Below are 10,826 nucleotides of genomic sequence, written 5' to 3'. Positions count from 1 at the left end.
CCTGTTTACGCAGGCTGGACGCCACCTCGCAGCCGATGAACCCGGTTCCGACGACGGCGACGTGGCGCACCCCGTGGGCGAGGCGGCGCGACAGTCCACGCGCGTCGGTGAGATCCCGCAGCGACCACACGTGCTCCGACCCACAGGGGGGCGCCGGGCAGGTGCCGTGCTTCCACGCCGGTGGCGATGACCAGCCCGTCGTAGGCGAGTTCCTCACCGCGGGGCAGCAGCAGACGCTGGCGGGCGACGTCCAGCCCGAGGGCGCGGGTGCCAGGGCGCCAGGTGGCGTCGAGCTCCCAGTAGACCGGGAGCCGCAGGTCGGAGAGTCGTCCGGTCTGGGCGAGCAGCTGCTTGGACAGCGGGGTGCGGTTGTACGGCTTGTGCGGCTCATCGCCGATGAAGACGATCGAGCCGTCGAAGCCGCGTTCCCGCAGCCGCTCGGCCGCCCGTAGGCCCGCGATGCCGGCGCCCACGATCACCACCTGGCGGCGCGGCGGCTGGTGGTCACGCCGGTTGCGCCCCGCCTCCATCAGCGCGCGGGTGAACTCGGTGCAGCCCCGCCCCGACCTCCGCCGCGCCGTGCGGGTCATCGGGGTTCGGCCCGCAGCGCGATGGCCTGCGTGGGGCACAGCCGCGCCGCCTGGCGAACGCGGGTGAACTCGGTGGGCGCCGGCGCGGCGTCGTAGTAGAGCCGGCCGTCCCGGGCCACCAGGAAACTCGCCGGGGCCTCCATCTGGCAGATCGCGTACAGCCGGCACCGGTTGTTGTCGACGCTCACCGTCGGCCGGCCTGACCTGCGGGGGAGCCGGCTGTGGTGGCGCCGCTCGTTCGGCGCGAACACGGGTGGACGGCCGGTTCGCCGGACACCGCCGTAGCCGCCAGGATCCGTCAGCGGTGCCACGTCGAGCGGCCCGGTCGTCAGTATCGGATCCGTCGGCGTCCCCGCCGGCCCCACCGCCGGGATCGATATCGGCATTGATGCCGGAACCGGCTGTTCGGCGACCGAGAGGCCGTCCGGGAAGTCCACCGTCACGCTGGTGTCACCGCCGATGGATACCATTCTCGAATTCCTCCACGAGATCGAACCACGGATCTTCGGCTTCTCGGCGTATGGCAGGTGAGAGCACCCGCATGGCGCCAGCCAGCAGAGCTGCGAACAGCACGGTGGCCATTGCCGCCCAGATGATGCTGAATGACGTCTCACGTGACGCCACCGTGCTGTGCACGGCGATCAGGATGAATCCTGGATAGGCGAACCAGTGGAACCGGTGCCATCGTCGGTAGCTGATCCTGTGTTGGAACCAGATTGACACCGCGACCGCGATCACCAGCTCCAGGCCCAGAATGCCGACAGCGACCGCCCATGTGGCGCCGCCGAGCCACGGAATCCAGATCCTGGCCTCGTCGTAGTAGGCGTCATGGCGGAAGAAATGCACCTGAGCATGGGCGACGGACGCCGCGAGCGCCAGGATCGCAAGCGTCATGTGCCCGCCGTACAGGGTCGGCCGACGGACGTGTCGATCCAGCACGCGGGTGGCCAGCAGAATTCCCCAGACAACCGTCGCCGTCATGAAAAAGAATGCCGCATAGCCGATGATTCCGGCGATGTGGCCAAGTGTCGCGTCGGTCGTGACACCGGGCCTTTGTGGCGGTAGGCGGGCGTCGGCACCGACAGCAGCCGGTGCCCCCAGCGCGGCGGTCACCCGGGTCGGGGAGCCAGTGTGTGTCGGAGGTGGATGCGGCCGAATTCCAGCTGCGGGAGTGCGGTAATCCGGAGTGCGGTAATCCGGAGCGCTGTACGCCGGGACAACGTGCGTCAACGGATACCTCGCCGGGATTTATCCCCCCGGACGGTATGCGGACGAACTTAGCAGAAAGAATCGATTGGTGCCAGGTCGATCGGGCCTGTTCGCCCCTTGGGGCAACGGTCAGCCCACACATCCGCGCAGCCCACGGGTCATCCGTGATGGTTGATTGCGAAATCAGCGTGAACTGGATGACTCATGTGCGCCGCCTGTTGTGTCTGTGTTCAGATGGGTCAGGAAACCAGGAGGACGATGGTGGCGGTGGGCGAGGTCAGGTGCGGGCGGTGACGCGGCGCCGGTAGTCCGACGGGCTCTCGCCGCAGTGTCGGGTGAACGTCCGGGCGAAGGAGCTGGGGCTGTCGAAGCCGACCGCGTTCGACACCTCCAACACCGACGGGCCGGGTTCGGCCAGCAGCGCCATCGCGCGCAGCAGTCGGGCCCGGGTCAGGTAGTCCCGCCAGGACAGGCCGAGTTCGGCGCGGAACTGGCGGCGCAGCGTGCGTTCGGAGACTCCGACGGCGCGACTCACCTGCTCGACCGTGACGGCTTCGAGGTGCTGGCGGGTGTAGGTGGCCGCCGCGGCCAGTAGCGGGTCGGTCGGGGTGGGCAGGTCGAGTGGCGTTTCCTGGTCGAGCGCCTCGATGAGCAGGTGGCCGAGCGTGCGGAAGAACCCGTCGGCCACCGGGTCGGGCTGGGCGCCGTTGATCGGCCAGCGCTGTGCGTAGATCACCATCTCCCGGATGAGCGGGGGGACGGCGATGATGCGGGCCCGGTCGCCGGGGGAGCGAATCAGGGACGGGTCGAACAGCACTGCGACCGAACGCACCGAGGAGTTCATCGTCGCGGAGTGCTCCAGCCCGGCGGGGATCCAGGCGGCCTGCTGCGGGGGGAGAAGATAGTGTGCGGCGGCGGTCTCCACCTCGATGACACCGCTGATCGCGTACTCGATCTGATGCATGTCGTGCGAGTGCCACCCGGTGACCAGGTGCGGCCCGTCCCAGGCGTACGACCCGCCCAGTCCCCGCCCGCCCTGGCGAAGGTCGACCAGGCCCTGGTTGGATCGGCCGTGCGGACCGTGATGGGCGGCCCCGCGGGGGCCGTCCGGCGAGGAGAGCCGGGCCGTCCTGACCGTTATCGCATGGCTTCTGGCCGATGGCGCGGAGACGGTCACGGCTCGACAGCGTACAACTGAATCAGAGAGTATGCCCGGTCACACCGCGAGAAAGGACTGGCATGGACGTCAACGACATGGTGCTGGTGAGCATCGACGACCACGTGGTCGAGCCGCCGGACATGTTCCGCAACCACGTGCCCGCGAAGCTCGCCGACCAGGCGCCGAAGGTGGTGCGCAACGAGCAGGGCGTCGACCAGTGGATCTACCAGGGTCGGGTGACCGGGGTCAGCGGGCTGAACGCGGTGGTGTCCTGGCCGGCCGAGGAATGGGGCATGGAGCCGGCCAAGTTCGACGAGATGCGCCCGGGGGTGTACGACATCCACGACCGGGTCCGCGACATGGACCGTAACGGCATCGTCGCGTCGATGTGCTTCCCGACGTTCACCGGGTTCAGCGCCGGTCACCTGAACCACTACAAGTCCGACGTCACCGTGCGCATGGTCGAGGCCTACAACAACTGGCACATCGACGAGTGGGCGGCCACCTACCCGGGTCGTTTCATCCCGCTGGCGCTGGTGCCGACGTGGGAAAGCCAGCTGATGGTGAACGAGATCCACCGGGTCGCGGCGAAGGGTGCCCGAGCGGTCACGATGCCGGAGCTGCCGCACCTGGAGGGCCTGCCCAGCTACCACGACCCGGCCTTCTGGGGCCCGGTCTTCCAGGCGTTCTGTGACACCGGCGTGGTCATGTGCCTGCACATCGGTTCCGGTTTCGCCGCGCTGAAGATGGCGCCGGACGGCCCGATCGACAACCTGATCATTCTGGCCACCCAGGTCACCGTGCTGGCCGTCCAGGACCTGTTGTGGGGTCCGGCGTTCCGCGAGTACCCGGATCTCAAGGTCGCCTTCTCCGAGGGCGGGATCGGCTGGATCCCGTTCTATCTGGACCGCTGCGACCGGCACTACACCAACCAGCGGTGGCTGCGCCGCGACTTCGGCGACAAGCTGCCGAGCGAGGTCTTCCGTGACCACTCGCTGGCCTGCTACGTCACCGACCCGACCTCGCTGCGGCTGCGTAACGAGATCGGCATCGAGAACATCGCCTGGGAGTGCGACTACCCGCATTCCGACTCGATCTGGCCGAACGCGCCGGAGTTCGTCCTGAACGAGCTCAACGGCGCGGGCGCCACCGACCCGGAGATCAACAAGATCACCTGGGAGAACGCCTGCCGGTTCTTCAACTGGGATCCGTTCGCCGAACTGCCGCGCGAGCGGGCGAACGTGGGCGCGCTGCGGGCGACGGCGACCGACGTCGACACCGCGATCCGCTCCCGCAAGGAGTGGGCACGGCTGTACGCGGAGCGTCACAGCGCGGTGTAGTCGTCGCGTACCCGGGTGGCCGACGTTCGTCGGGTCACCCGGGTACGACGCCGGGGGCCCTAGGCCGGCAGTATCCGACTGTCATATGCAGACATTGCACGCATAGAAGCCCGAGCTCTGGACTCTCGCACCAGACGCTTGATAGACCGATGCTCCGCAGGCACTGCTCCAGAGGTGCTGCGCCGGGCATCGGGAGGCGACAGGTGGACGGGCCGCGATTAACGGACGGACCACACCAGGCGAGCGGGTCGCGAGATGCGGGCGGGTCGCCGTGGGAGGAGCTCGGCGCGCCGGCCGACCGGTGGGCCGGCTGCCCACCCGATCTCGAAGGCCGCGGCGACGCTCTGCGCCACATCCGGGTGTGCGACCTGTCCGGTCAGCTCGCCGGTGCGGGTGCCACCCGGTTGCTCGCCGCGTTCGGCGCCCAGGTGATCCGGGTCGAGGACCCGACGAACCAGGGTGGTTGGGACATCGTCCGCGGCGGACCGCCGCATCTGGACGAGCGGCGCGGCATCGAGTTCGGCGCCAGTTTCAACAACCACAACCCCGAGAAGCTCGGCGTCACCCTGAACCTGCGCACCGCGCGCGGCCGCGAGCTGTTGGAACGGCTGATCGCCGTCTCCGACGTGGTGACCGAGAACTTCGCCGGCGGGGTGTTCGCCCGGATGGGTTTTCCCTACGAGCGGTTACGTGAGCTCAACCCGTCCATCGTGTACGTCTCGAACAGTGGTTTCGGCAGCAGCGGCCCCTACCGTGACTTCCGTACCTGGGGGCCGATCGTCCAGGCGATGAGCGGTCTGACGTTCACCTCGGGTCTGCCCGGCCAGCCACCCGCCGGCTGGGGCTACTCCTACATGGACCACATGGGCGCCTACACGATGGCGATCGCCGTGCTCGCCGCCCTCTGGCACCGTGACCGCACCGGCGAGGGCCAGGCGGTGGACGTCTGCACGGTCGAGGCCGGCATCGCCCTGACCGGCACCGACATCCTCGAGCGCCACCTCGGTGGCCGCCCGCCGCGCCCGCCGGGCACGGTGCACGCCAACCGGGATCCCCAGATGGCGCCGCACGGCATCTACCCGGCCCGCGGCGAGGACCGCTGGATCGCCCTGGCCTGCCGCGACGACGACGACTGGCGCCGGCTCGCCGCCGAGATCGGCCAGCCCTGGGCGCGCGAGACGACGCTCGGGTCGGCGGCGGCGCGGCTGACCGGCCAGGACGCCCTCGACGAGCTGCTCGGCGCCTGGACCGCCGGGTTCGACGCCGCGGAGCTCGCCGCCCGGCTGCTGGCCGCCGGTGTCCCGGCGAGCCCGGTGCGCTCGGCCGCCGAGCGGATCGACGGCCCGCGTCCCGCGACCCCCGACTGGGGCCTGTGGCCGACGGTGGAGCACTCCCGGATCGGACCGGCCCGGGTCGAGGGTCTGCCGGTGCATCTGTCCGAGACGGACTGGTCGCTGCGTCGGGGCGCGCCGTGCCTGGGCGAGCACAACCAGTTCGTGTTCGGGCAGCTGCTCGGGGTCGACGACGCCGAACTCGCCGACCTCGCCGCGGCAGGTGTGCTGTGAGCGTCCGCGCGCAGGACCCGCCGAACGGCGCGCCGGGCGGCTCGGCTGCCCGGCAGGACTCATCCGGGGGCGTCCCGCGTGGGCCGTTGTTCGGGCTGCGGGTGCTGGAACTGGCCGGGGAGTTCACCGCCTACCCGGGCAAGCTGCTGGCGGACCTCGGTGCGAACGTCGTCGTCGTCGAACCACCCGGTGGTGCGGCGACCCGCGGGCGCGCCCCGTTCGTCGAGGGCACATCACACCCGGAGAGCAGCATCAGCTGGCGGCACTACAACACCTCCAAACGCGGCATCGTCCTGGACCTGGCGACAACCGTCGACAGCGAGCCGACGGGCGGTAACGGCGATCGCGGCGGGGACGGCGACCTTGGCCGGTTCGAGCGGCTGCTGGCCGACTGTGACGTTCTGCTGGAAGGCTGGCCGGCCGCCGACACGGCCGCCCTCGGACTGGACCCGGCGCGGTTCACCCGGCGCTACCCGTCACTGGTGTGGACGACGGTGACGCCGTACGGCCGGGCCGCCTCGGGCCCGGACCGGCCGGTCACCGACCTGACCCTGCTCGCCGGGGCGGGACCGGTGCTGTCCTGTGGCTACGACGACCACGCTCTGCCGCCGGTGCGCGGGCTCGGCGGGCAGGCGATACACGTCGGCGGTTCGTTCGCGGTCGCGGCGACGCTCACCGCCTTGCTGTACCGCACCCGCTCCGGCCGGGGCCAGCATGTCGACGTCAGCGTCGATGCGGCGCTGAACGTGACCTGCGAGCTGGCGACCACCCAGTATCTGGCCGACGGGCAGCTGGTCTCCCGCCAGACGGGACGGCACGCCACCGCTTCACCGACCAACCAGACGCAGGTCCGCGCCGCCGACGGGCAGTACGTGGTGCTCGGCTTCCCGCCGCGGGCCGCCGCGCAGTACGCGGCGCTCGTGGAATGGATCGACGAGGTGGGACTGCGCGAGGCGTTCCCGGACGTGGTGCTGCTCGAACTCGGCGTCGAACGTGGGGGCGTCAGCATCGTGAGCCTGGGGACCGACCCGTTGGCCCAGCCGATCTGGGACGCCTCCCGCGCCGCGATGATGCTGCTCGCCGAGCATCTGCCCGCCGCCGAGTTCTTCCTGGGCTGTCAGCGTCGGGCGATCGTCGCCGGGATGGTGGCCTCGCCGGAGGAGGCGATCCGCGGCCCGCATGCCCGCGCCCGCGAGTTCGCCGTCGAGCTGCCCGACCCGCACACCGGGCGGGTCGAGCTGCATCCCGGCGCCCCCTACCGGTTCGGCCGCACCCCCTGGCGGATCTCCCGTCCCGCTCCTCGGCTGGGTGAACACACCGCCGCACTGCTGACCGCCGGTTGGGACGCCGGCCGGGACGACGGCTGAGGGACAGCCCGCTCGACGATCACCCCCGGGTGGCGCGTCCCCGCGCTGCCCGGATCACACCTGGACAGATGGGACCAACATGAGGAACCCCGCACTTCCCGGCCCGGGCCCGCGGCGACGCAGGTCCGCTGCCCGTGCGCCTCGACGAGTACTGACCGCCACGGCCGCGTTATCCGTCGGCGTGCTGTTACTGGCGGCCTGCGGTTCGGACGGATCGGACGGCGCCAGCCCCGCGGCCGGCAGCGGCGGCGCGGCGTCGGCCGGGAGCACGGCGGCCGAACTCGGCCCGGCCGACGAGGCCAAGGGCACGCCGGTGCGGATCGGGATGGTCTCCGACGGCAAAGGTCCGGTCTCCGACCTGGCGTATGAGAGCCGGGTGGCCGACGCGACCGTGTCCTGGCTCAACGCGCACCGCGGCGGAATCGCCGGCCGGCCGATCCGGCTGGTCAAGTGCGAGGCGCTGGCCGACCCGGCGAAGGGCACCGACTGCGGGAACCGGATGGTCGAGGAGAAGGTCGCCGCCGTCATCGTCGGTTCGTCCTCGGTGGGGGAGAGCATCTGGCAGCCGGTACACGCGGCGAAGATCCCGATGCTGTTCGGTAACACCTCCGCACCGGGGCCGCTCGCCGATGCGGACACCACGTTCGCCCTGACCGACCCCAGCTACTCCTCGATCAACCTCCCGGTCGAACAGGCCAGGGAAAAGGGCCTGAAGAAGATCACCTCGGTGGCGGTCGATGTTCCCACCGTGACCGCCTACTACAAGAGCGTCGTCGAGGCCCGCCTACCGTCAGGCGGGCCTCGACTTCGAGCTGGTGCCGATTCCGGCCGGCACCGCCGACATGACGCCGCAGCTGCAGCGGTTCACCAAGAGCGACCCGGGTCTGGTGACACTGCTGGGCAGCGACTCGTTCTGCATCAGTGCGCTGAACGGCCTCAAGGCGGTCGGCTTCACCGGCACGGTGACCGCGAGCATCGTCTGCATCACGGACTCGACCCGTAAGGCCGTGCCCGGCTCCACCCTCAAGGGCCTGGCCGTCTCGGCCCCCTCACCCGTCGGCACCGACAACCCGTCGAGCCGGCTGATCAAGGCGGTCGTGGACACCTACGGCCACGACATCGATCTCCATCGCTCCGGCACGTTCACGATGTTCATCACCGTCGCCGCGCTGCAGTCAGCCACCGAGGGCCTCACCGGCGACGTCACCCCGGCAAGCATCACCGCCGCTATCAAGGCCATGCCGGCGAAGGACCTTCCGGGCGCGTCCGGCCTGAAGTTCCGCTGCAATGGCAAGGCGGTTCCCCGCCAGCCGGCGGGCTGCGTCCGCGGCACCCTGGTGACGGTTCTGGACGGCAAGGGCCAGCCCACCCCCTACAAGCCCGTCGGCGTCACCCCGATCGAAGGCTGACCACCCGCGCCGGCGGGCCGAGCCGCCGACCCGACCTTCACCTTCCGCGACCATCTGTGCCTCGTCGGCGGCGCGATCGAGGTGTGGACCGACGCGACCGGCTCAGCGGGGCAGGTCGGCGTGGCGATCGAGGAGGGCCTCGGCGGCGGCGACCGTGCGGCTCGGCGTCGTGAACACGAGGTAGCGGTCGACCCCGAGGTCGGCTACCCGCCGGACGGCGTCGACGCTGATCTCGGTGGGGTCGGCGTGCATGAACGTGAGCTCGAGCCGGCCGAGGCGGGCCGGGCGGTCGACCTCGGCGGCGGCCTTCTCCAACCCGCGCAGACCCTCCTCCAGACCGGCGACGGTGCCGGTGCCGGTGCCGAACCAGCCATGCCCGCGGCTGACGGCCCGCCGGTACGCCGCCGGGCTGTGCCCGCCGATGATGATCCTCGGCCCACCGGGTGTCGTCGGACGCGGATGGGACAGCACATCGGCGAAGTCGACGTAGCGGCCGTGGAACTCGGGCGACTTGAGGTCATCGCGTCGAGGTACTCGTCGGTGCGGGCCCCGCGGTGCTCCGGGGGCACGCCGCCGCCCGCATCTCGGCCTCCTGCCAGCCGGGGCCGACCCCGAGCGGCAACCGCCCGCCGCTGAGCGCGTCCAGGCTCGCGGCCTGTTTGGCCAGCACCAGCGGATTGCGCTGCGGCAGGATCAGAGTTCCATGGGCCTGCCTCCGCTGTCGTACTCCGTGGACCGCCTGTGCTCTGCGGATCATCAGTGCTGGGCGGATCATCAGTGCTGGGTGGATCGTTGCCTGTGCCGCGTGGATCGCCCGTGCCGCGCGCGTCGCCGTCCGTGTTGTGCAGGGTCAGCACCCCGGGAGGTGCCCAGGATTCCGACTCCCTCGATCTGTGACGTGCGACACGTTGCGATCCTGGGGCGGGCGGGGCGCTCCCGGCCGGCCCGTCGGCTGCCGGCGGTCAGGTCTGCCGTGCGCCCACGACCAGGCATTTGTTGAGTCCCTGGGGTGAGCTGGGCAGACTGGGACGAGGCGTACGACACATTCCGCGCGTCCCGAGCCGCAGGGAGATCGCAGTGATCCGGTGGACCGTCTTCTACCCGAAGACCGAAGGTGCGACGTTCGACCACGACTACTACCGCGACAAGCACATCCCCGTCTTCGCCGCCGCCATCGGCCGCTCCGACGTCGAGGTCACCCGCGGCATCGACGGCCCGCACGAGGCCTCCGCCACCGTCACCTTCGGCTCCCTCGAGGAACTGAAGGCCGCCCTGGGCAAACTCGACTTCAAGTTCCTCGCCGACGACCTGCCCAACTACAGCACCGTCCCGGCACAGGTCCAGATCAGCGAGACGACCGGCTGACCGCCTGACCTTCTCGTCCTTCAGCGGTTTCGTGGGACACATCCCCGTATGCGTCCCACGAAACCCAGGACGTCCGAGGGCCGATCTCGTGCGGGTGTCAGAGGGGGGCGAAGTCCGATGGCGCTCCCAGTCGGGCCGGAGGGGAGGACGGATCGCTGCCTTCGCCTCGACGGGTTTCTGCCTCCTCGAGCAGCCCGCCTGTCGGCCTGTTCGAGGCGATGCCTGTGGGCGCCGGTGCCGGCGCCAGCGCCGGAGGAAGGGAACGCCTGCGCTGATCCGCGTGGGCTGGATGGTCGGAGTCCGGACCTCGCCGCGAGGCGCCGGCTGAGGCCTGGGTCATTCTGGCCGATATGGTGTCTTGTGGCAGTCGACCGACTACGATCCGTCTGGCTGCTCGAGTGGAGGTGATGGAACGTGGTCGATGGGGTGAACCCTGCGCGTGATCGCGTCTCCGCTCGCGGTGAGAACGTCACGCAAGGCGAACATGAGGGTTCGGCGTCGGGTGGGACCGCAGCGCACTACGAGCGGCTGGCCGGTGGGTATGACCGGAACTGGAACTACGGCGGCGGCTTCGTCGACTGGATGGCCCGGGAGGTCGTCGACACGCTCGCGTTGACGGCGGCGGATCGGATCGCCGATATCGGCTGTGGGACGGGTCTCTACACCAGGCGGGTCCGGGAGATCGTCCGGCCGTCGGCGCCGATACTGTGCGTCGACCCGTCCGCGGCGATGCTCGCCCAGCTACCGGCGGACCCCGGGTTGCGTCCAGTGCGGGCGTCCGCGGAGGAACTGGCCGGGATTGAAATATCCGAAAACACAACA

At 70.4% G+C, this 10,826-nt stretch carries 12 protein-coding genes and 2 pseudogenes; 7 read left to right on the top strand and 7 right to left on the bottom strand.

What is annotated here, in order from left to right; all coding sequences use genetic code 11:
- The 5 genes and pseudogenes from G6R24_RS23750 to G6R24_RS13635 all read right to left on the bottom strand — a co-directional run.
- The coding region (locus tag G6R24_RS23750) for an FAD-dependent oxidoreductase (protein WP_338084440.1) at positions 1-130 on the bottom strand (130 nt) is incomplete at its 3' end.
- Between the two features lie 85 nt (positions 131-215).
- Positions 216-530 (bottom strand): annotated as a pseudogene (locus G6R24_RS23745) (FAD-dependent oxidoreductase); the annotation flags it as partial.
- Positions 531-586: 56 nt separating this feature from the next.
- Positions 587-841: a ferredoxin gene (locus tag G6R24_RS13645; RefSeq protein WP_225438493.1), complete on the bottom strand. Its 255-nt coding sequence runs from the start codon at positions 839-841 to the stop codon at positions 587-589.
- A 199-nt stretch (positions 842-1,040) separates the two neighbouring features.
- Positions 1,041-1,703: a ferric reductase-like transmembrane domain-containing protein gene (locus tag G6R24_RS13640; protein ID WP_225438492.1), complete on the bottom strand. Its 663-nt coding sequence runs from the start codon at positions 1,701-1,703 to the stop codon at positions 1,041-1,043.
- Positions 1,704-2,076: 373 nt separating this feature from the next.
- A complete protein-coding gene (locus G6R24_RS13635) occupies positions 2,077-2,853 on the bottom strand; it encodes an AraC family transcriptional regulator (protein ID WP_163549627.1) in 777 nt (258 codons plus the stop codon).
- A gap of 185 nt (positions 2,854-3,038) precedes the next feature.
- Between G6R24_RS13635 and G6R24_RS13630 the strand changes: the two genes are divergently transcribed.
- The 5 genes and pseudogenes from G6R24_RS13630 to G6R24_RS23345 all read left to right on the top strand — a co-directional run bounded on the left by G6R24_RS13630 (position 3,039) and on the right by G6R24_RS23345 (position 8,639).
- On the top strand, positions 3,039-4,298 hold the full coding sequence (locus tag G6R24_RS13630) for an amidohydrolase family protein (protein WP_163549625.1): 1,260 nt from the start codon (positions 3,039-3,041) through the stop codon (positions 4,296-4,298).
- Between the two features lie 203 nt (positions 4,299-4,501).
- Positions 4,502-5,863 (top strand): CaiB/BaiF CoA transferase family protein, encoded by a 1,362-nt coding sequence (locus G6R24_RS13625; protein WP_225438491.1) that lies wholly within the window; start codon positions 4,502-4,504, stop codon positions 5,861-5,863.
- Positions 5,860-7,230: a CoA transferase gene (locus G6R24_RS13620; RefSeq protein ID WP_163549623.1), complete on the top strand. Its 1,371-nt coding sequence runs from the start codon at positions 5,860-5,862 to the stop codon at positions 7,228-7,230. Before G6R24_RS13625 ends, G6R24_RS13620 begins: the two co-directional genes overlap by 4 nt.
- 79 nt (positions 7,231-7,309) lie before the next feature.
- Positions 7,310-7,945 (top strand): annotated as a pseudogene (locus G6R24_RS23740) (ABC transporter substrate-binding protein); the annotation flags it as partial.
- Between the two features lie 100 nt (positions 7,946-8,045).
- Complete coding sequence (locus tag G6R24_RS23345) at positions 8,046-8,639, top strand: ABC transporter substrate-binding protein (protein WP_263864060.1); 594 nt, start codon at positions 8,046-8,048, stop codon at positions 8,637-8,639.
- Positions 8,640-8,741: 102 nt separating this feature from the next.
- On the opposite strand, the gene G6R24_RS23340 is transcribed toward G6R24_RS23345, so the two are convergent.
- Both G6R24_RS23340 and G6R24_RS23335 read right to left on the bottom strand, forming a co-directional pair.
- Positions 8,742-9,110, bottom strand: coding sequence for an LLM class flavin-dependent oxidoreductase (locus tag G6R24_RS23340; protein WP_263864059.1), 369 nt, complete (start codon positions 9,108-9,110; stop codon positions 8,742-8,744).
- Positions 9,111-9,156: 46 nt separating this feature from the next.
- Positions 9,157-9,414 (bottom strand): LLM class flavin-dependent oxidoreductase, encoded by a 258-nt coding sequence (locus tag G6R24_RS23335; protein ID WP_263864058.1) that lies wholly within the window; start codon positions 9,412-9,414, stop codon positions 9,157-9,159.
- Positions 9,415-9,716: 302 nt separating this feature from the next.
- On the opposite strand from G6R24_RS23335, the gene G6R24_RS13605 reads away from it, so the two are divergent.
- Together G6R24_RS13605 and G6R24_RS13600 are read left to right on the top strand one after the other, a co-directional pair.
- Positions 9,717-10,004, top strand: a complete 288-nt coding sequence (locus tag G6R24_RS13605) for an EthD family reductase (protein WP_163549622.1) — start codon at positions 9,717-9,719, stop codon at positions 10,002-10,004.
- Positions 10,005-10,430: 426 nt separating this feature from the next.
- Positions 10,431-10,826: class I SAM-dependent methyltransferase (locus G6R24_RS13600; RefSeq protein WP_163549621.1), on the top strand; the 396-nt coding region annotated here is incomplete at its 3' end.

The sequence above is a fragment of the Candidatus Frankia nodulisporulans genome (assembly GCF_902806475.1).
GTDB classification, from domain to species: Bacteria; Actinomycetota; Actinomycetes; order Frankiales; family Frankiaceae; genus Frankia; species Frankia umida.
Note: the sequence above shows the minus strand (reverse complement) of the source record. Positions and strands in the feature narration are given on the sequence as shown.